The 20090-nt window shown below is 67.4% G+C and carries 16 protein-coding genes; all 16 read left to right on the top strand.

Features of this window, described 5'->3' with window-relative positions:
- Positions 1-23 precede the first annotated feature (23 nt).
- The 16 genes from cheY to EGM71_RS09685 all read left to right on the top strand — a co-directional run bounded on the left by cheY (position 24) and on the right by EGM71_RS09685 (position 20082).
- Positions 24-416 (top strand): chemotaxis response regulator CheY, encoded by a 393-nt coding sequence (gene cheY, locus EGM71_RS09760; RefSeq protein WP_005413247.1) that lies wholly within the window; start codon positions 24-26, stop codon positions 414-416.
- A complete protein-coding gene (locus tag EGM71_RS09755) occupies positions 416-1021 on the top strand; it encodes a protein phosphatase CheZ (RefSeq protein ID WP_006442968.1) in 606 nt (201 codons plus the stop codon). Before cheY ends, EGM71_RS09755 begins: the two co-directional genes overlap by 1 nt.
- Before the next feature lie 2 nt (positions 1022-1023).
- Positions 1024-2868, top strand: coding sequence for a chemotaxis protein CheA (locus tag EGM71_RS09750; protein ID WP_188489502.1), 1845 nt, complete (start codon positions 1024-1026; stop codon positions 2866-2868).
- Positions 2869-2958: 90 nt separating this feature from the next.
- Positions 2959-3699 carry a flagellar motor protein gene (locus EGM71_RS09745; protein WP_014037096.1) on the top strand — a complete coding sequence of 247 codons (741 nt, stop codon included), beginning with the start codon at positions 2959-2961 and terminating at the stop codon, positions 3697-3699.
- Position 3700: 1 nt separating this feature from the next.
- A complete protein-coding gene (gene motD, locus EGM71_RS09740) occupies positions 3701-4717 on the top strand; it encodes a flagellar motor protein MotD (RefSeq protein WP_188489500.1) in 1017 nt (338 codons plus the stop codon).
- Between the two features lie 4 nt (positions 4718-4721).
- Positions 4722-5504, top strand: a complete 783-nt coding sequence (locus EGM71_RS09735) for a ParA family protein (protein WP_188489498.1) — start codon at positions 4722-4724, stop codon at positions 5502-5504.
- Positions 5501-6766, top strand: coding sequence for a chemotaxis protein CheW (locus EGM71_RS09730; protein WP_188489496.1), 1266 nt, complete (start codon positions 5501-5503; stop codon positions 6764-6766). Before EGM71_RS09735 ends, EGM71_RS09730 begins: the two co-directional genes overlap by 4 nt.
- 239 nt (positions 6767-7005) lie before the next feature.
- Positions 7006-7314: an STAS domain-containing protein gene (locus tag EGM71_RS09725; protein WP_014647026.1), complete on the top strand. Its 309-nt coding sequence runs from the start codon at positions 7006-7008 to the stop codon at positions 7312-7314.
- The gene (locus EGM71_RS09720; RefSeq protein ID WP_188489494.1) at positions 7311-7676 is read left to right on the top strand and encodes a response regulator; all 366 of its coding nucleotides are present in this window, start codon (positions 7311-7313) and stop codon (positions 7674-7676) included. Before EGM71_RS09725 ends, EGM71_RS09720 begins: the two co-directional genes overlap by 4 nt.
- Before the next feature lie 45 nt (positions 7677-7721).
- A complete protein-coding gene (locus EGM71_RS09715) occupies positions 7722-9710 on the top strand; it encodes a chemotaxis protein CheA (protein ID WP_188489492.1) in 1989 nt (662 codons plus the stop codon).
- 382 nt (positions 9711-10092) lie between these two features.
- Positions 10093-12342, top strand: a complete 2250-nt coding sequence (locus EGM71_RS09710; protein ID WP_188489490.1) for a methyl-accepting chemotaxis protein — start codon at positions 10093-10095, stop codon at positions 12340-12342.
- Positions 12343-12500: 158 nt separating this feature from the next.
- Positions 12501-13274 carry a flagellar brake protein gene (locus EGM71_RS09705; protein WP_188489488.1) on the top strand — a complete coding sequence of 258 codons (774 nt, stop codon included), beginning with the start codon at positions 12501-12503 and terminating at the stop codon, positions 13272-13274.
- Positions 13275-13492: 218 nt separating this feature from the next.
- The gene (locus EGM71_RS09700; RefSeq protein WP_014037088.1) at positions 13493-13984 is read left to right on the top strand and encodes a chemotaxis protein CheW; all 492 of its coding nucleotides are present in this window, start codon (positions 13493-13495) and stop codon (positions 13982-13984) included.
- Positions 13985-14120: 136 nt separating this feature from the next.
- Positions 14121-14504: a hypothetical protein gene (locus EGM71_RS09695; RefSeq protein ID WP_188489486.1), complete on the top strand. Its 384-nt coding sequence runs from the start codon at positions 14121-14123 to the stop codon at positions 14502-14504.
- A gap of 101 nt (positions 14505-14605) precedes the next feature.
- Positions 14606-16984, top strand: coding sequence for a methyl-accepting chemotaxis protein (locus tag EGM71_RS09690; RefSeq protein WP_188489485.1), 2379 nt, complete (start codon positions 14606-14608; stop codon positions 16982-16984).
- 809 nt (positions 16985-17793) lie between these two features.
- Positions 17794-20082 (top strand): methyl-accepting chemotaxis protein, encoded by a 2289-nt coding sequence (locus tag EGM71_RS09685; protein ID WP_188489483.1) that lies wholly within the window; start codon positions 17794-17796, stop codon positions 20080-20082.
- The last annotated feature ends 8 nt before the right edge of the window (positions 20083-20090 follow it).

Genomic DNA, 20090 nt, shown 5'->3' with positions numbered 1-20090 from the left:
ATGAACAACAAAGGAACTCTGCTTTGAACAAGAACATGCGCATCCTGATCGTCGACGACTTCTCGACCATGCGTCGAATCGTCAAGAACCTGCTGGGCGATCTGGGCTTCACCAACACCGCCGAAGCCGAGGACGGGCATGCCGCACTGTCGCTGCTGCAGAGCCAGCCGTTCGACTTCGTGGTCACCGACTGGAACATGCCGGTGATGACCGGCATCGAGCTGCTCAAGGCGATCCGTGCCGACGCCAAGCTGAAGACCCTGCCGGTGCTGATGGTCACCGCTGAAGCCAAGCGCGAGCAGATCATCGAAGCGGCCCAGAACGGCGTGAACGGCTACATCATCAAGCCGTTCACCGCACAGACGCTGGAAGAGAAGCTGGGCAAGATCTTCGAACGCCTGGCGGCCAGCGCCTGATGGATACCACGGTCGACAAGAACGCCCTCGCCCTGCGCCTGCAGGAAGCCCTGGACGCACTGGAGTCCGGTGACGAAGCCGCGTGGCGGCAACGCATCGACGGACTGGTCGCGCTGCGTACGCAGCCGATGATGAGCGGTCTCTCGCGGCTGGCCCGCGAGCTGGGACAGGCGCTGGGTGAACTGCCGACCGTGCCCAGCGAAGCCGGTGAACTGGACGATGCCTGCGCGCGCCTGGACCACGTGGTGGCGATGACCGAACAGGCCACCCACCGTACCCTGGACCTGGCCGAGGAATGCCGCAGCCTGACCGAACAGCTGCGCGCCGAAGGCCTGCAGCCAGGCCAGGACGCGCAACTCGAGCGCATCCGCCACAACCTGACCGAGATCGCCCTGACCCAGAGCTACCAGGACCTGACCGGGCAGATCATCCGTCGCGTGGTCGGCATCGTCCGCCGCGTGCACGAAGGCTTCGGCGCGCTCGGCCTGCCGCCGGAACAGCATCGCACCGACCCGGAACTGGCCGGGCCGGCACTGAAAGGACTGGACCGCCACGCGGTCTCGCAGAACGACGCCGACGACCTGTTGTCGGATCTGGGGCTGTAAGCATGAGCGCGGTATCCGACGACATCACTGCCGATTTCATCATCGAGGCACAGGAAATCCTGGATCGCCTCGGCGAACAGCTGGTGTCGCTGGAGCAGGCACCGCAGGACACCGAACAGCTCAACGCGGTGTTCCGGGGCTACCACACGCTCAAGGGCGGCGCCGGCTTCCTTGGCGTCACCGCCATGGTCGAGCTGTGCCACGCCGCTGAAGAAGCGTTGGGCGCCGCACGCGCCGGCCAGGCCGTGCTGCAGGCCCATCACTTCGACGCTGCCCAGCAATCGCTGGATTACCTGCAGTCGATGCTGGACGCCGTGTCTTCCGGAACCGAGCCGGGCTACGCACCGCCGGACCTGATCGCCCAGTTCGATGTGCATGGCGGCGCCGCCGCGCCCGCCGCCGCTGCCGCCGCACCGGCGGCCGGTGCTGGCGACCTGATCACCGACGACGAATTCGAGGCCCTGCTCGACCAGCTGCACGGCGGCAACGCACCGACTGCGGTGGCGCCGGCAACGAAGGCCGACGACGGACTGATCAGCGAAGACGAGTTCGAAGCCCTGCTCGACCAGCTGCACGGTGGCGCCGCACCCGGCGCCAAGCCCGCTGCCGTGGTGGCACCGGCACCGATCGCTGCCCCGCGCCCGGCGGCCGCACCGGCACCGGCGGCCAAGCCAGCCGCCAAGCCGCTGGCCGAAGCCGAACACACCGTGCGCGTGGACACCAAACGCCTGGACGCGATCGTCAACCTGATCGGCGAACTGGTGCTGTCGCGCAACCGGCTCAAGACCCTGCGTGCGCGCCTGCGCGACGAGGAACTGGATCGCGCCGTCTCCACCCTGGACATCGCGACCGCGCGCCTGCAGTCGGCGGTGATGCGCACCCGCATGCAGCCGGTGGGCAAGGTGTTCTCGCGCTTCCCCAAGGTCGCCCGCGATGTCGCCCGCTCGCTGAAGAAGGAAGTGGACCTGGAGCTGATCGGCGCCGAGACCGAGCTCGACCGCAACCTGGTCGAAGCGCTGGCCGACCCGCTGGTGCACCTGGTCCGCAACGCCATCGACCATGGCGTGGAAATGCCCGACCTGCGCGAAGCACAGGGCAAGCCGCGGATGGGCCATGTGCGCCTGTCGGCGCAGCAGGAAGGCGACTACGTCAGCATCGAGGTGCAGGATGATGGCGCCGGCATCGACCCGGAAAAGCTGCGCGCGAAGGCGCGCGAGAAGGGCCTGATCGATCCGGAAGCCGCCGCCCGCCTGAGCAGCGAGGAGTGCCTGCACCTGGTGTTCCTGCCCGGCTTCTCGACCAAGCAGCAGGTCACGGATATCTCCGGCCGTGGCGTTGGCATGGACGTGGTGCAGTCACGCATCCGCGAACTGAGTGGCCAGATCCAGATCCAGTCGGAGCTGGGTCGCGGCAGCCGCTTCCTGATCCGCGTGCCGCTCACCCTGGCGATCCTGCCGACCCTGCTGGTGCAGGCCGGCGAGGACGTCTATGCGCTGCCGCTGGCGCGCGTGATGGAAGTGCTGCACGCACCGCGCACCTCGCTGGGCTGGTTCGATGGCCGCGCCGTGCTCGACCGCCGTTCGCACACGCTGCCACTGGTCGATCTGCGCCAGTGGCTGGATGTGACGCCCGCTGCGTCGACCCTGCTGACCATCGTGGTGCTGCAGGCCGGTGAAGCGCGCTTCGGCCTGGTCGTGGACCAGGTGCGCGGGCGCGAGGAAGTGGTCATCAAGCCGCTGCCGAAAGCCCTGCGCGGCCTGCGTGGTTACGCCGGTGCAACCTTGATCGGCGATGGTCGCATGGCGCTGATCCTGGATGTGGACGGCCTGCGCAGCCCGCACGACTGACCCACTTGCTGAACCCGTAAAACTGTGAAGTCGCACCAGTAGACCGTACCGGTGTCTCAAGTCCCATTCATACAAGCCGATACCGGATCCATGGATAGACTCAGCCTCATTGGACTCTTTCTCGCCCTGGCCTCGCTGGTCGGTGGCAGCATCCTCAAGGGCGCCGGCCTGGCGTCGTTGTGGTCGCCTGCGGCGTTCGTGATCGTCATCGTCGGCACCGTGGCCGCGATCCTGCTGCACACCTCGCCGGCAGTGTTCAAGCACGCCTTCAAGATCGTGCGCTGGGTCGTGCGCCCGCCACACAGCGATCGCCGCGAGCTGATCCAGCAGATCGTCGAGTGGAGCAACATCGCCCGCCGCCAGGGCCTGCTGGGCCTGGAATCGCAGGTGGAAGCGCAGCAGGACCCGTTCCTGCGCAAGGGCCTGCAGCTGCTGGTGGACGGTGTCGAACCCGAATCGATGCGGCACATGCTGGAAATCGAACTGGGCAGCCAGGAACACCAGGACCAGGCCGGCGCCAAGGTGTTCGAAGCGATGGGCATCTACGCACCGACGCTCGGCATCATCGGTGCCGTGCTGGGCCTGATCGCGGTGATGAAGAACCTGGCCGACCCCAGCAAGCTCGGCCACGGCATCGCCGCCGCGTTCACCGCAACGATCTACGGCATTGCCTCGGCCAATCTGCTGTTCCTGCCGATCTCGGCCAAGCTCAAGAGTGTGATCTCGCACAACACGCGCGACCGCGAGATGGTCATCGAAGGCCTGATCTCGATTGCCCAGGGCGAGAACCCGCGCAACATCGAAACCAACCTCTCCGGCTTCCTGCACTGACATGGCCCGCCGCAAGCACCACGAAGAGCACGCCAACCACGAAGCATGGGCGATCCCCTATGCCGACCTGATGACGCTGCTGCTCGCCTTCTTCGTGGTCATGTACGCGATCTCCTCGGTCAACGAGGGCAAGTACCGGATCATGGCCGACGCGCTCACCGATGCCTTCGGTGGCGCACCGCGCACGATCAACCCGGTGCAGGTCGGCAACAAGCAGGTGCAGGGCGGCGGCTGGGACAGCCCCTCGGTGATCAAGTCCGGCACCAAGGTCGGCCCCTCCGCACCGGCACCCTCGCACGACCCGACCCTGCTGCCGTCGATGGCCTCGCAGATGCGCATGCCGGTCTCGGTGCACAACCAGGAGCAGATCGCGCGTGCCGAGCGCCAGCTCAACAGCATCGCCGACCGCCTCACCGCCGCGCTGGCGCCGCTGATCGACCGCGGCATGATCAGCGTGCGCCGCACGGAACTGTGGATCGAGGTCGAGATCAACAGCGACATCCTGTTCCCCACCGGCTCGGCCGCGCTGGACGTGCATGCGCGGCAGACCCTGGCCAGCCTGGCCGAGGTGCTGCGCGACGTACCCAACAGCGTGCGCGTGGAAGGCCACACCGACAACGTGCCGATCGCCACCGCCACCTTCCCGTCGAACTGGGAGCTGTCAGCCGGACGCGCCGCCAGCGTGGTGCATCTGTTCGCCGACCAGGCCGTGCAGCCGTCGCGGCTGGCGATGGTCGGCTATGGCCAGTTCCGCCCGCGCGAAGAGAATGACAGCGCGCAGGGCCGCAACCGTAACCGCCGGGTGATGGTCATCATCCTGGCCGACACGTCGCACTCGGTGGACCCGCTCGGCCAGCGCCTGAACGCAGCCACCGGCGCCACCGACAGCACCGCTAACGAACAGGCCGCCGCAACTCCGGCCAGCGCCCCCACCTCCCCCATCGCACCGGTGAAGTTGCCGCCGGTGCCGGCTGGCAGCCGCGTCGGCGCCGCCGTTCCCCCGGCAATGAAGGAGTAATCCGATGCGCATCTGGGCAGTCGCCAACCAGAAGGGCGGAGTCGGCAAGACCACCACCACCCTCGCCCTCGGCCGCGGCCTGGCCGCGCTCGGCCATCGCGTGCTGCTGATCGACCTCGATCCGCATGCCTCGCTCAGCCGCGCCTTCGGCGTGCCGGTGGACCCGCCGCCGGCCGGCGTACTGGAACTGTTCGGCGCACCGCCAGCGGACCTGTCCGGCCTGTGCCATGCCAGCAGCATCCATGGCCTGGACTACGTCTGCGCACAGTCGGCGTTGGCCACGCTGGAACGCCGCAGCGCCAACCAACCCGGTCTCGGCCTGGCCCTGCAGAACGCCCTGTCGCGCCACCAGGGCCAGCACGACTACATCCTGCTGGATTGCGCACCGACCCTCGGCCTGCTGATGATCAACGCGCTGGCCGCAGCCGATCGCCTGATCATCCCGACCCAGGCCGAGCCGCTGGCCCTGCACGGCCTGGATGGCATGGTCCGCACCGGCGAGATGGTCGAACGTTCGCGCCGCCGCCCGCTGCCGATCTCGATCCTGCCGACCCTGTTCGACCGCCGCACCCGCGCCGGCAACGAGTCGCTGCGCACCATGCAGGACCGTCATGGCAGCCGCGTGTGGGAAGACGCGATTCCGATCGACACCCGCATCAGCAATGCCGCCGGCCTGACCCTGCCGAGCGTTGGCGAGGACTACCCGGGCCGCGGCCTGGCCGCCTACCGCCGTGCGCTGAACTGGATCCTGGGCGAGGATGCCCGCGCCCTGGAGCAGGCCGCATGAACAGCACCGGCATCCTCGACGATTACCTGGACGAACTGTTGGGCGAAGCGATTGTCGCGCCGCCGCCTGCCGTGCTGTCGCCCGCCAGCGCCGGGCCGGGCCCGGCGGTCGAAGCGGTCGCCGAGCGCGAGCCGACCTGGGATGACCTGCCGGCCGAAGTGATCTACGAAACGGAATCCGTCGCCGCCATGCCGAGCGAGGACAACCCCGCGCTGGAAGCTGCCTTCGATGCCGCCTCCGCGCCCGTCAGCGTGATCGATGCAGAACGCGAACCCACCTGGGACGATCTGCCGGCCGAAGTGATCTACGAAACGGATGCCGTCGTTGCGGCCCCGTCCGAGGATGAGGCTGCACTGGAGGCGGCCTTCGAGGCCGCCGCCGCACCGGCCAGCACCGCGATCACGGAACGCGAGCCGACCTGGGATGACCTTCCCGACGAAGTCATCCACGAAACCGCGCCGGCACCGGCTGCGGCCGCTGCCAAAACGGGTCCGGAACCCACTTGGGACGATCTTCCGGACGAAGTGATCTACGAGACCGACCCGGCGGACAGCCATCGCCTCGCCCACACCGACAGCCCCGGCCTGCAGGCCGCCTTCGAAGCGGCCGCCGGTGGCGAAGACGTGCCCACGCCGCCACCCGCCGTTGTTGCAGCAGCGGTGGCACCGTCGGCGGCACGTCCTGCACCGGCCCCGGCCCCGGCCGCACGCGCCGCCACACCGCCGCCACGCGTCGCCGTCGATGCCCCCGCAGGCAACCGCCCCGGCACCTGGCAGGAACTGCAGGCGCAGGCCCACCAACCGGCCCGCAGCCCGCATCCGCAGAACCGTCGCGCCGGCGAACGCACCTCGCGCTGGCTGCGCCTGCGCTGCGGCACCCAGGCCTATGCCCTGGAACTGCTGAAGGTTCAGGAGGTCGTGCTGCCGGTACCGCTGCTGCCGTTGCGCGGCACCGCTGCAGCAATGCTGGGCATCATGAACCTGCGCGGCCAGGTGGTTCCGGTGATGGATCTGGGCCTGCACCTGGGCGCGGCCGCCGCCGAGGACGACGCACAGACCCGCATCGTGGTGCTGGAGGAAGACGGCGAAACCATCGGCCTGCGCGTGTCCGCGGTGGAAGATGTCGCCAACCTCACCGATTCGCAGATTGAACCGCCCGATACCGCGCGCATCTGCCAGATCTCAAACGACCTGTTCCGCGGCGTGGCCCGGGTCAGCCAGCGCCCGATGATCCTGCTCGACGCCACCCGGCTGCTGAGCTGAACCAAAAAGAAAAAGGGGACGGAGGGGATTAAGTCGCAAGTGGCTCGGCGCTTTGCGCCGAAGCGGTGCCTGTCGGGGACGCCGTTGCCGAGGGGACTGCAGTAGAGCCAGGTCGATTGCGACTTAATCCCCTCCGTCCCCTTTTCAACAGCGACCGCATCGACGCACCGCGTCGATTCCCCTAAAGAACCCCACCGGGTTGCCGTTATGGATCACGGAACCGTTTGTCCGGAGCAACGATGAGCACTGTCGAACTGGGTGGGGATCTCGGCATCGAGAGCACTACCGAGCTCAAGAACCGCCTCGCCCCACTGGTGGAGCAGGCAGGCGAGCTGACCCTGGATGCCAGCCAGGTCGCCCGCATCCACACGGCCGCCGTGCAGGTGCTGTGTGCGTTCGTGCAGGCCCGCCGCGAGGCAGGCCTGGGCACCGGCTTCCACGGTTGCACCGCAACCTTCCGTGACGCCGCGCGCCTGCTGGGCGTCACCCAGGCCCTGGGCCTGGACGTAACCCATGACAACCTGAAATCTGTGGAGAACGCTGCATGAGCGCACGTATCTTGGTGGTGGACGATTCGGCGTCGATGCGCCAGATGGTGTCCTTCGCCCTCACCTCGGCCGGTTTTACCGTCGAAGAAGCTGAAGACGGCGCGGTCGCGCTCGGTCGTGCCAAGGGCCAGCGCTTCAATGCGGTGGTCACCGACGTCAACATGCCCAACATGGACGGCATCGCGCTGATCCGCGAACTGCGCCAGCTGCCGGACTACAAGTTCACCCCGCTGCTGATGCTGACCACCGAATCTGCCGCCGACAAGAAGTCCGAAGGCAAGGCCGCCGGTGCCACCGGTTGGCTGGTCAAGCCGTTCAATCCCGAACAGCTGGTCGCCACCGTGCAGAAAGTGCTGGGCTGATCGCCCCGCACCGCTCCCCCTCTTCGCTTCCGGACCACCACTGCCATGAGCATGGACCTGCAACGCTTCCACGCCACCTTCTTCGAGGAGAGCCGCGAAGGCCTCGACGCGATGGAGGCTGGCCTGCTGGCCCTGGAATCGGGGCAGCAGGACGCGGAGATCATCAATTCGGTGTTCCGCGCCGCCCACTCGATCAAGGGCGGCGCCGGCACCTTCGGCTTCGAGGCGATCGCCGGCCTGACCCACGTGCTGGAGACGCTGCTCGATGAGCTGCGCGCCGGCAAGCGGGCACTGGAAGGCCACGCCGTCGACGCCATGCTGTCCTCGGTGGACGTGCTGCGCGCCCTGCTGCGCGAAGCCGAACACGGCCAGGCCGCCGATCCGGCTGCGGTCGCTGCGGTGAAGGCACGCCTGGAAGCGGTTCTTTCCGGCCAGGCCGCAGCGAGCGCCCCGGCTGCCGCCGCAGCCAAGGTGGACGATACGCCGGAAGCCTGGCAGATCGGCTTCACCCCGGCGCCGTCGCTGTTCATGAGCGGCAACGATCCGCTGCGCATCATCCGCGAACTGGAACACCTTGGCTCGCTGCAGGTCGCCGCGCGCATGGACCGCCTGCCGGGCTTCGCCCAGCTCGATCCGCTCGAAGCCCACCTGGCGTGGGATCTGGGCCTGGTCGGCAAGGTGCCACGCAGCAAGATCGAAGACACCTTCGCCTGGGTGCTGGACGATTGCGAGCTGGACATCCGTCCGGCCGCGCCGCCGAGCCTGGCCACCCAGGCCCCGGCCGCAGCGGCTCCCGCTCCGGTCGCAGCGGCGCCGTCGGCACCTGCCGCGCCTGCCGCCAGCGGTAGTGCCAGCCAGGAAGCGGAAACCTCGATCCGCGTCAGCGTCGACAAGGTCGATGCGCTGATCAACCTGGTCGGCGAACTGGTCATCACCCAGGCCATGCTCAAGCAGGTCTCGCATGCGCTGGACCCGGTCCACGCCGAGAGCCTGTTCGCCGGCCTGGACCAGCTCGAACGCAACACCCGCGACCTGCAGGAAGCGGTGATCGGCGTGCGCATGCTGCCGGTCGATGCGGTGTTCCGCCGCTTCCCGCGCCTGGTCCGCGATCTGTCCAGCCGCCTGGGCAAGCAGGTGCGCCTGCGCACCGTCGGCGAAGGCACCGAGCTGGACAAGGGACTGATCGAGAAGATCGCCGATCCGCTGGTGCACCTGGTGCGCAACTCGATCGACCACGGCCTGGAAATGCCCGACGTGCGTCGCGGCGCGGGCAAGGACGAGACCGGCACGATCACGCTGGCGGCCTCGCATCAGGGCGGCCATATCGTCATCGAAGTCAGCGACGACGGTCGCGGCCTCGACCGCGCCAAGATCCTGGCCAAGGCTCACGAACGTGGCCTGGCGGTGCCGGACAACCCGACCGATTCGCAGGTCTGGGACCTGATCTTCCAGCCCGGCTTCTCCACTGCCGATGCGGTCACCGACCTGTCCGGGCGTGGCGTCGGCATGGATGTGGTCCGCCGCAACATCCAGGCGCTCGGGGGCGAGGTGCAGATCGAAAGCAGCCTCGGCGCCGGCACCCGCACGCTGATCCGCCTGCCGCTGACCCTGGCCATCCTCGATGGCATGACCGTGGCGGTGGCCGGTGAAACCCTGATCCTGCCGCTGGCCTATGTGCTTGAGGCATTGCAGCCGCAGGCCGAGGACATCCGCAGCATGGCCGGCGAAGGCCGCGTACTGCGCGTGCGTGGCGAGTACCTGCCGATCCTGTCGTTGAGCGAGTACTACGGCTACGGCAACCGCGCACCGGGCAGCGAATCGCTGGTGGTGGTGGTTGAAGGCGATGGCCAGAAGATCGCGCTGGAAGTAGACGAGCTCGTCGGCCAGCAGCAGGTGGTGGTGAAGAACATCGAGAACAACTACCGCCGCATCGGCGGGGTGTCCGGTGCCACCATCCTCGGCGACGGCCGCGTCGCGTTGATCGTCGATATCGGCGGGCTGGTGCGCTCGCTGCGGATGCCGCAGGCCGCCTGACCCACGCTGCATGCGTGCACTGGACCGCCGCCCTTCGGGGCGGCGGTTTTTGTTTGTGCGCGCTCTGCCAAGAGGTCCCACCCCGGGGTCAGATCCCTTTTCAAGGAGAAGGGATCTGACCCATCCCTTCTGTGAACTCTGTCGTTGCAGCGCTTGCGCATGCAACCACCTCACGCAAGCGAAAGCCCCGCCACTGCAGCACTTTCGCACTGTCATCCCTACGCAACCGAATGTGATCTGCGTCCATAAAGTCCATCCGAACTGCGCCGCTATTTCGCTTTGACGGCCGTCACCGAACCCCCACCGGGCACCACCGTTCGCGATGCAACCACCCCCAGCCGGCGCACCGCCGCCGGCACCCTGCCCACCTGGAGCACCCCGCATGAAGTGGTTCCAAGATCTGCCCATCGCCCGCAAGCTGGCCGTGGGGTTCACGCTTACCACGCTGATGACCCTGGTCCTCGGCGCCTTCGCCCTGCTGCGCCTGAGCGAGGCCAACAAGCAGCTCGGCGAGATGGCCAGCAACGATATTCCGTCGGTCCAGCACCTGGGCGAGGCGCGCTCACAGCTGGGGGAGTTCCGCACCTACGAACTGGCCCTGCTGAGCATGCTCGACCAGCCGGACAAAGTGACCGACTACAACAAGCGCATGGACGACACCGCCAGGACCGTGCATGAGGAACTGGCCGCCTATTCGGCACTGCCGGCACTGGCCAAGGAACGTGAGCTGTATCGTGCCGCCAGCGCGCAGCTGGATCGCTACTTCGCCGCCAACAAAGCCATGCGCGAAGCCGTAGCCGCAGGTGATGGCGCCCTCGCACAGCAGATCTCCGATGAGCAGTCGCGTCCGGCGCGCCGCGACCTGTTCGCCGCAATGAAGACCCTGGGCGCCCACATCGCCGGTCTGATGGACGGCAAGATCGCCGATGCCAACGCCACCCATCGCACCAGCATGATCGCCATCGTCAGCTGCATCGTGCTGCTGTCGCTGGTGGCCGCCGCGCTGGCCACAGTCATCTCGCGCGCCGTTACCGGTCCGCTCGGCAAGGCCGTGCATGCCATCCAGGCCGTCGCCCGCGGCGACCTGAGCGTCAGCACCCAGGCCACCAGCAAGGACGAAGCCGGCAAGATGCTGGCCGCCACTGCCGAGATGACCGCGATGCTGCGCCGCTTCAGCGAACAGACCCAGCTGATGGCGCAGATGCATGCCGGACCGGACATCAGCCACCGTATCCCGGAAGACTTCCCGGGCGTCTACGGCCAGCTGGCCGGCGGTATCAACACGGTCATCTTCGAACATCTCGACTCGATCCGCGATGCCATCGACGTGCTCAACCAGTACGCCATCGGCAACCTCACCCCGGATGCACGCCGCCTGCCCGGCAGCCGCGCGATCCTGCACGAATCCATGGATGCAGCCAAGGCCAGCCTGCTGGCAATCAATTCGCAGATCCAGCAGTTGGCCGCGGCGGCCGCCGCCGGTGACTTCAGCCAGCGCGGCGACGCCCAGCGTTTCCAGCACGACTTCAAGCTGATGATCGAGCACCTCAACACCATGATGCAGGTGGCCGACGGCAACCTCGGCCAGCTCTCGCAGCTGCTGCAGTCGATCGCCGCCGGCGACCTGACCGCACGCATGGACGGCCAGTTCAACGGCGTGTTCGCACGCATGCGCGACGATGCCAATACCACCGTTGCACAGCTGACCCAGATCGTCGGCCAGATCCAGGCCAGCGCCGGCAGCATCACCCTGGCCGCCGGTGAGATTGCTTCGGGCAACAGTGACCTGTCGCGCCGCACCGAGCAGCAGGCCGCCAACCTGGAAGAAACCGCTGCCTCGATGGAGGAATTGACCTCCACCGTGCGCCAGAACGCCGAGCACGCCCGCCAGGCCAACCAGCTCGCCATCGGCGCACACGGCGTCGCCTCGCAGGGCGGCGATGTGGTCGGCCAGGTGGTCACCACCATGTCGGCCATCGAAGCCTCGTCAAAGAAGATCGCCGAGATCATCAGCGTCATCGACGGCATCGCCTTCCAGACCAACATCCTGGCGCTGAACGCCGCGGTGGAAGCCGCGCGTGCCGGTGAACAGGGCCGTGGTTTCGCCGTGGTCGCCAGCGAAGTGCGCACCCTCGCCCAGCGCTCGGCCGCCGCCGCCAAGGAGATCAAGGGCCTGATCGACGACTCGGTCGGCAAGGTCGCCGAAGGTTCCAGCCTGGTCCACCAGGCCGGCAGCACCATGGGCGAGATCGTCGCCTCGGTGCAGCGCGTGACCGACATCATGGCCGAGATCTCCGCCGCCTCGCAGGAACAGTCGGCCGGCATCGAGCAGGTCAACCAGACCGTGGTGCAGATGGACGAGACCACCCAGCAGAATGCCGCGCTGGTGGAGGAAGCCACCGCCGCCGCACGCGCAATGGAAGACCAGGCCATGCAGCTGGGTGAAGCCGTGGCCCGCTTCCGGCTGGCATCGCAGGGCACGACGGCCATCCCGGCACGCCCGCTGGCGGCGCCGGTACCGCGCCAGGTCGCAGCCGCCGCACCGGCCGCAAAGCCGGCCCCGGCGCGTGCGCTACGTACGGCGACGGCCCAGCCGGCGCTGGCCGCGGACGGCGACTGGCAGGAGTTCTGATGCACCCGGGGTCAGATCCCTTCCTCGCGGGAAAGGGATCTGACCCCTCACGCATGGAAAGTGATGCAAATCTCACTTCATAATCCGGTGCAGAGGCCGATATCCCCATCGAGCCTCGCACCAACGCGTGCTGGCGCCCGCCCCTGACCGTAGATTCCATGTCCGACGGCAACGACACTGCAGTGCATGATGTCCACGCGGCTGACGCCGCTGACGAGCGTTTCCTGGTCCGCAACCCGCGTCAGCTGCGCCAGCTGCTGCGCTCGCTGATCGACCAGCGATCGCTGATCAACGCCCATATCGACGGCCGCGACCGTTCCTTCCCGACCGCCCTGCTCGACCTCGACGAGGACGAGGACTTTCTGCTGCTCGATGGCAGCCCGCAGGAAGCCGCCAACCGCGCCGCCGAGCAGGCCGATCACCTGCTGTGCTTCGCACAGCTCGAACGGGTCCTGGTGCGCTTCCGCCTGCACGAACTGCAGCGCGTGGACAACGACGGCCACGTGGCCTTCCGCGCCCCGCTGCCGGACGAACTGGTGCACCTGCAGCGCCGCGAGCTGTACCGGCTGGAAACCCCCGTCACCGACTCGCCGCAGCTGCTGCTGCCACCCGGCGAAGCGCGTGCCGAAGCGCTGTCGATGCGGGTGGTGGACATCAGCGGCGGCGGCCTGGCCGTGGTGGTTCCCAGTGACTGTGCAGTGTTCGGCCTGCAGAAGCGCTATCCGGCGCAGCTGTCGCTGCCCGATGGCCCCGACCTCGACATCGAACTGGTGGTCTGCAATCTGCTGCCGCAGCGCCAGCCCAACGGCATCGAGGTCAAGCGCGTGGGCATGCGCTTCGAAAGCCTGCCGCGCGGCGCCGACAGCGCCATCCAGCGCTACATCTTCCGCATCGACCGCCAACGCAAGGCGCGCCGCAACGGCGAGCTCTGAGGCCGTCCGACCGGTCGTGCCGGTCGCTGGCCGGCAACCCTGGAACGCATGCCGGGTCAGATCCCTTTTCCCTGAAAAGGGATCTGACCCCATCCACGCACGCTCCCCGGTAGATCCACGCCATGCGTGGATGCCCTCCCCCCGGCTCCTAAAGTCCCCTCCAACGGGGCCGATATCGAGCCTGACACCGGGACTTCCGGCAGAACCAGGACCCCTCGATGAACGACAAGACCAGCTCCGCCGCCAGCGCCGGTGGCGAATTCCTCAGCTTCACCCTTGGTGACGAACACTACGGCGTGGACATCCTCAAGGTGCAGGAAATCCGTGGCTACGACGCCGTCACCCGCGTGCCGGATGCGCCGGACTACATCAAGGGCGTGATCAACCTGCGCGGCACCATCGTCCCGGTCATCGACCTGCGCCTGAAGCTGCGCCTGGACAACGCCCGCTACGACGCCTTCACCGTGATGATCGTGCTGAACGTGGAAGACCGCGTGGTCGGCATCGTCGTCGACAGCGTCTCCGACGTGATCCCGCTGTCGGCCGAGCAGATCCGCCCGACCCCGGAATTCGGTGCCGCCGTCGATACCCGCTTCATCTCCGGCATCGGTACCCACGACGATCGCATGCTGATCCTGCTGGACATCGAGACCCTGCTCGACAGCGCCGACATGGGCCAGGCCAGCCTCGCCGAAGACGTCGCCGCCTGAGTAAACGGAACTGCTTCACGTTCCAGTCACAAGACCCTTCAGTTCCCCCCGGCGATGCCGATAGGGGGACAGAAGCCGGCCGCGCAGGAGCGCGCAGGACCGGCCCGACCGTTACCATCCCCGGAGATACCCCTCGATGAAGTCCCTGCTTGCGTTCGTTTCGGCCGCTGTCCTGGCCACCACCGCCGCCTCCGCTTTCGCCCAGTCGGCCGACATGATCCCGCCGGAACTGGCACCGCGTTCGGTCGGCAAGGACGGCATGGTCTGTGGCAAGGTCGAGAAGGCCCGCTACGCAGAAGGTTCCGAAGGCCAGCCGACCTTCCTGTACATGGGCGGCGCCTTCCCGCGCCACACCTTCTCGGCCCGCATCGCCGGTGAGAACCGCGGCAAGTTCTCCTTCCCGCTGGAAACCCTGGAAGGCAAGACCGTCTGCGTGATCGGCAAGATCCAGCGCGACGCTTCGCGTGCGGAAATCGAAGTCAGCTCGCCGTCGGCACTGAAGCTGGCCAACATCAAGTAATCCGCTGTTCGTCGAGCCACGCCGGACCTGGTGCCGGCGTGGTTCCTGCTGCAACCGGGCCCGATGCCCGGGCGCGTCTGCCTTAGGAGCCTGCAACGCCCATGCCGTGGATCAACAACCTGAAACTGATGCCGAAGCTGATGCTGACCTTCGGCGTCATCCTGCTGGTGATGCTGCTGCAGGGCATCGTCGCCTATCGTGGCCTGCATTCGCTGAACAACGTCACCACCGAACTGGCCGGTTCGCGCATGGAGAGCATCCGCATGGCCGGCGAGATGCGCGGCATGCTGGGCGAATACCGCAATGCCGCCTACCAGCAGTTGATCCGCGCCAGCGACGACGTCAAGTCCGATGCACGCAAGCAGGCCGTCGAACTGCGCGAGAGCATGGACAAGTCGATCAAGGGCTATCCGGCACTGGTCGACAACCCGCAGCAGAAGAAGCTGTTCGACACCTTCGCCAAGGAATGGAAGGACGCCCTGGCTTCCTATGACAGCGTCACCGAGATGCTGGAACTGGACCTGCCGGACGACGCCATCGATACCTTCGTCGGCGAAACCCGCACCAAGCACCGCAAGGCCGCCTCGGCGCTGGAAGCGCTGATCGCCGAAGACAACCGCCTCGCCCGCGCCTCGCGCGAAGAGGCCGAATCCACTTACTCCGCCTCGGCCGTGCTGACCGTGATCGCCCTACTGGGCGGCGCCGCGCTCGGCCTGGTGCTGGTGTGGCTGTTTGCCCGCGCCCTGGTCGGCAGCGTGCGTGGCGCCGTCTCGGTCGCCAACGACGTCGCCGGCGGCAAGCTCGATGGCCACATCGACGTCAGCCGCCAGGACGAAGTGGGCGAACTGATGCAGTCCATGCAGCGCATGCAGCGCGACCTGCGCGAGCGCATCGAGACCGACCAGGCCATCGCCCGCGAGAACCTGCGCATCCGTACCGCGCTGGATTACAGCTCGACCGGCGTGTACCTGACCGACACCAGCAACACCATCGTCTACAGCAACCGCGCCCTGCAGCAGACCCTGAGCCAGTACCAGGACGACGTGCGCCGCGACCTGCCGGACTTCGATGCGCAGGCCTCGCTGATCGGCAAGCCGGTCACCGTGCTTGAACACCGCGGCGAGATGGACCAGACCCTGCTGGGCAACCTGAAGGCACACGGCGTCGCCCGTCGCCCGATGCAGTATGGCGATGCCCAGTTCGCCCAGGTGGTCTCGACCATCCGCAACGAAGGCGGCGACACCGTCGGCTACGTGGTGGAATGGCGCGACCGCACCCAGGAAGCGCAGGTCGAAGCCGAAGTGGCACGCGTGATCGCCCAGGCCGCCGCTGGTGACCTGTCCGGCCGCATCGACGCCACCGACAAGGAAGGCTTCTTCCTGCAGCTGGCCCAGCAGATCAACGGCCTGCTGGACGCCAACGCTGGCAGCATCGAACAGATCTCCGGACTGCTTGCCGCGCTGTCGCAGGGCGACCTGACCGTGCGCATGCACGGCGACTACCAGGGCGTGTTCGCCCGCATGCGTGACGATGCCAACGCCACCGCCGCGCAGCTGAGCGAGATCGTCACCCGCATCAAGCAGTCCAGCCGCGCGATCAGCTCGGCCGCCGGCGAGATCGCCTCGGGCAACAGCGACCTGTCGCGCCGCACCGAGCAGCAGGCCGCCAACCTGGAAGAAACCGCTGCTTCGATGGAGGAACTGACCTCCACCGTGCGCCAGAACGCCGAGCACGCCCGCCAGGCCAACCAGCTCGCCATCGGCGCACACGGCGTCGCCTCGCAGGGCGGCAGCGTGGTCGGCCAGGTGGTCACCACCATGTCGGCCATCGAAGCCTCGTCGAAGAAGATCGCCGAGATCATCTCGGTCATCGACGGCATCGCCTTCCAGACCAACATCCTGGCGCTGAACGCCGCAGTGGAAGCCGCGCGTGCCGGTGAACAGGGCCGTGGTTTCGCCGTGGTCGCCAGCGAAGTGCGTACCCTCGCCCAGCGCTCGGCCGCCGCCGCCAAGGAGATCAAGGGCCTGATCGACGACTCGGTCGGCAAGGTCAACGATGGCTCGGCACTGGTGCACAAGGCCGGCGCGACCATGGGTGAGATCGTCGCCTCGGTGCAGCGCGTGACCGACATCATGGCCGAGATTTCCGCTGCCTCGCAGGAACAGTCGGCTGGCATCGAGCAGGTCAACCAGACCGTGGTGCAGATGGACGAGACCACCCAGCAGAATGCCGCGCTGGTGGAGGAAGCCACCGCCGCCGCACGTGCAATGGAAGAACAGGCCGGCCATCTCAGCGAAGCGGTGTCGATCTTCGTGGTCGACGAAGCCGAGGTCGTCACCGCCCCGCGCGTCGCCGCCGCCCCGGCCCCGCGAGCCACTGCGCCGGTCGCCCCGGCACCGGTGGCACCGCCGGCCCGCCGCACCGCTGGCGGTCGCCCGATGGCCACCGAACTGGCCGACGGAGACTGGCAGGAGTTCTGACGCCTGCCTGACCTGATCCACGAACACGCCCTGGCCCTGCGCCGGGGCGTGTTCGTTTACGGGGTATCCGGATGTCCAGCCAACGGCGAAGCCCCTCGGGGTGGGTCGCTTGAAAAGCTGGGCTGCTGAGGGTTGGCCGGGAGGGTGGATTGCGCAGGGGCCGCCGTGAATACGTCCTTGTAGGCTCGGGCGCGCCTTGCTCGTGTGCGCTGTCCTGCGCACACGGCAAGACCGGGGTTGGGCGTCCTGCCAACCCGCCCGAGGCATGCCTCGGGCCCATGGCGCTTACACCCCTGCGCAACCCACCCTCCCGGCCACGGACAGTTTCCGTGCACGTCCACCCCGGATTGAAAAGAAAAGAGCGAAAAGCAAAAGCCTGGTCGCTTCCGGGGTCAGATCCGTTTTCCGCAGGAAAACGGATCTGACCCCTCTTTCCACTTGGAAACCCAACGCTCTTGCCGTCCGCCGAAGTGAAGCCTTGGCGGGCCGGGTCGGGGTGGGTAGGCAGGACCGTTGGCGCCATGGATGGCGCCATCGAGCCCCCATGGATGGGTTCACGGCGTGTCCTGCCTGCCCACCCCGACCCGGCCAATCCGTAGCAACCCATCGCCATGACCTGCCGTTGCCGCTGCTGTTGCTTCAAAAGCCTGCCGCAGGCAGCGCCGCAGCCGCCGCTGCAAGGAAACCTGAATACGTTCGGACACCGCTCCTCAATCCCCCGCCCGCGCGGCCGATAACGGGGTTGTCACGGCGTATCCCGCCGCTGACCGGCTCGGCGCCGCCCGCCCGCTTCGACCTGGTCCTGCTCGATGAATCTCCTGCATCGCTGGCAACACTACTTCAGCAATCTTTCCGTCCGGCGCAAGCTCAACCTGCTGACGCTGCTCATCGCGCTCGGCGTGATCGCGCTCTCGGTGATCGCCGCCCGCATGCAGTACCTGGATCTCACCGAGACCCGCAAGACCGCGCTGAAGACCCAGGTCGAACTGAGCTACGGCATCCTGCAGCACTACCACCGCCTGGCCGGTACCGGCGAACTCAGCGAAGAGGCTGCCAAGAGCGCCGCGCTGCAGGCGCTGGAAGTGATGCGTGCCGAGAACGATACCTACTACTTCAACGTCTACGACACCGGCTACCAGCTGCTGATGCACCCGTTCCGCAAGGACCTGGTCGGCAAGGACATGAAGGACTTCCGCACCGACGACGGTGTGCGCATCTACTACGACCAGGTCGAAGCGGCGAAGGCCGGCGGTGGCTTCGTCAATTACCGCTGGGCCAAGCCCGGCAGCAAGGGCGACGTCGAGAAGGTCGCCTACGCCGGCCTGTTCGCCCCCTGGAACTGGGTGATCAGCAGTGGCGTCTACATGGACGATGTGCAGAAACAGGCCCTCGTGTTCACCGCCATCATGGCCCTCTCCGGTGGTGTGCTGGTACTGATCGTGCTGGCCCTGAGCTGGGTCATCGGCAACCGCATCGCCGTGCCGTTGAAGCAGGCCACGGCCGTCGCCGAAGGCATCGCCGCCGGCAAGCTCGACAGCCACATCGGCGCGCAGCCGCACGACGAGACCGGTCGCCTGCTGCACGCCATGGCCGGCATGCAGCAGCAGCTGCATGCGGTCATCACGGGCCAGCGCGAAATGGCCCGCCGCCACGACGGTGGCGAACTCAGCTACCGCATCGACGCCAGCGCCTTCCCCGGCGAGTACGGGCTGATGGTGCAGGAAACCAACGCGCTGGTCGGCGGCCACGTACAGACCCTGCACGATGTGCTGGACGTGGTACAGCAGTACGCGGTCGGTGATCTCAGCCGCGACATCGCGCGCTATCCCGGCGAAAAGGCGGCGATGACCACCACCGTCGACACGGTCAAGGCCAACCTCGGCCGCATCAACGCCGAGATCAAGCAGCTGGCCAGCGCCGCCGCTGCGGGCGACTTCAGCCGCCGTGGCGACGCCCAGCGTTTCGATCACGATTTCCGCCTGATGCTGGAAAACCTCAACGCGATGATGGCGGTCAGCGATGACAACCTCGGCAAGCTCTCGCAGCTGCTGTCGGCCATCGCCGAAGGCGACCTGACCGCGCGCATGCACGGCGACTACCAGGGCGTGTTCGCACGCATGCGTGACGATGCCAACACCACGGTCTCGCAGCTGACCCAGATCGTCGGCCAGATCCAGGCCAGTGCTTCCAGCATCACCCTGGCCGCCGGCGAGATCGCCTCCGGCAACAGCGACCTGTCGCGCCGCACCGAGCAGCAGGCCGCGAATCTGGAAGAAACCGCTGCCTCGATGGAGGAATTGACCTCCACCGTGCGCCAGAACGCCGAGCACGCCCGCCAGGCCAACCAGCTCGCCATCGGCGCACACGGCGTCGCATCGCAGGGCGGCGATGTGGTCGGCCAGGTGGTCACCACCATGTCGGCCATCGAAGCCTCGTCAAAGAAGATCGCCGAGATCATCAGCGTCATCGACGGCATCGCCTTCCAGACCAACATTCTGGCGCTGAACGCCGCGGTGGAAGCCGCGCGTGCCGGTGAACAGGGCCGCGGTTTCGCCGTGGTCGCCAGCGAGGTGCGTACTCTCGCCCAGCGCTCGGCCGCCGCCGCCAAGGAGATCAAGGGCCTGATCGACGACTCGGTCGGCAAGGTCGCCGAAGGTTCCAGCCTGGTCCACCAGGCCGGCAGCACCATGGGCGAGATCGTCGCCTCGGTGCAGCGCGTGACCGACATCATGGCCGAGATTTCCGCTGCCTCGCAGGAACAGTCGGCTGGCATCGAGCAGGTCAACCAGACCGTGGTGCAGATGGACGAAACCACCCAGCAGAATGCCGCGCTGGTGGAAGAAGCCACCGCCGCCGCACGCGCGATGGAAGACCAGGCCGGCGAGCTGGCCGACGCCGTGGCGATCTTCCGCCTCGACAACCAGGTCTCGGCCGCGATGCAGGCCGTGGCCGCGCATGTCGAGCCGGTGCGCGTCGCCGCCGTGGCACGCCCCCAGCCGAGCCGCACGCCCGCACCGGCACCGATACCGGCACGCCGTAGCAGCAACGCCAGCACCTTCGCCGCCAGCGACAGCGACAGCGACTGGCAGGAATTCTGAGACCCACC

The organism is Stenotrophomonas maltophilia (assembly GCF_006970445.1).
Lineage (GTDB): Bacteria > Pseudomonadota > Gammaproteobacteria > Xanthomonadales > Xanthomonadaceae > Stenotrophomonas > Stenotrophomonas maltophilia_AU.
This window is presented reverse-complemented; position numbering and strand designations above follow the sequence as displayed.

Coding starts and splice junctions, on each gene's coding strand:
- EGM71_RS09745 (WP_014037096.1), top strand. CDS start 2,959: ATGGATAGACTCAGCCTCATTGGACTCTTTCTCGCCCTGGCCTCGCTG.
- EGM71_RS09730 (WP_188489496.1), top strand. CDS start 5,501: ATGAACAGCACCGGCATCCTCGACGATTACCTGGACGAACTGTTGGGC.
- EGM71_RS09755 (WP_006442968.1), top strand. CDS start 416: ATGGATACCACGGTCGACAAGAACGCCCTCGCCCTGCGCCTGCAGGAA.
- EGM71_RS09735 (WP_188489498.1), top strand. CDS start 4,722: ATGCGCATCTGGGCAGTCGCCAACCAGAAGGGCGGAGTCGGCAAGACC.
- EGM71_RS09695 (WP_188489486.1), top strand. CDS start 14,121: ATGAAGTCCCTGCTTGCGTTCGTTTCGGCCGCTGTCCTGGCCACCACC.
- motD (WP_188489500.1), top strand. CDS start 3,701: ATGGCCCGCCGCAAGCACCACGAAGAGCACGCCAACCACGAAGCATGG.
- EGM71_RS09685 (WP_188489483.1), top strand. CDS start 17,794: ATGAATCTCCTGCATCGCTGGCAACACTACTTCAGCAATCTTTCCGTC.
- EGM71_RS09750 (WP_188489502.1), top strand. CDS start 1,024: ATGAGCGCGGTATCCGACGACATCACTGCCGATTTCATCATCGAGGCA.
- EGM71_RS09705 (WP_188489488.1), top strand. CDS start 12,501: ATGTCCGACGGCAACGACACTGCAGTGCATGATGTCCACGCGGCTGAC.
- EGM71_RS09725 (WP_014647026.1), top strand. CDS start 7,006: ATGAGCACTGTCGAACTGGGTGGGGATCTCGGCATCGAGAGCACTACC.
- EGM71_RS09700 (WP_014037088.1), top strand. CDS start 13,493: ATGAACGACAAGACCAGCTCCGCCGCCAGCGCCGGTGGCGAATTCCTC.
- EGM71_RS09690 (WP_188489485.1), top strand. CDS start 14,606: ATGCCGTGGATCAACAACCTGAAACTGATGCCGAAGCTGATGCTGACC.
- EGM71_RS09720 (WP_188489494.1), top strand. CDS start 7,311: ATGAGCGCACGTATCTTGGTGGTGGACGATTCGGCGTCGATGCGCCAG.
- EGM71_RS09715 (WP_188489492.1), top strand. CDS start 7,722: ATGAGCATGGACCTGCAACGCTTCCACGCCACCTTCTTCGAGGAGAGC.
- EGM71_RS09710 (WP_188489490.1), top strand. CDS start 10,093: ATGAAGTGGTTCCAAGATCTGCCCATCGCCCGCAAGCTGGCCGTGGGG.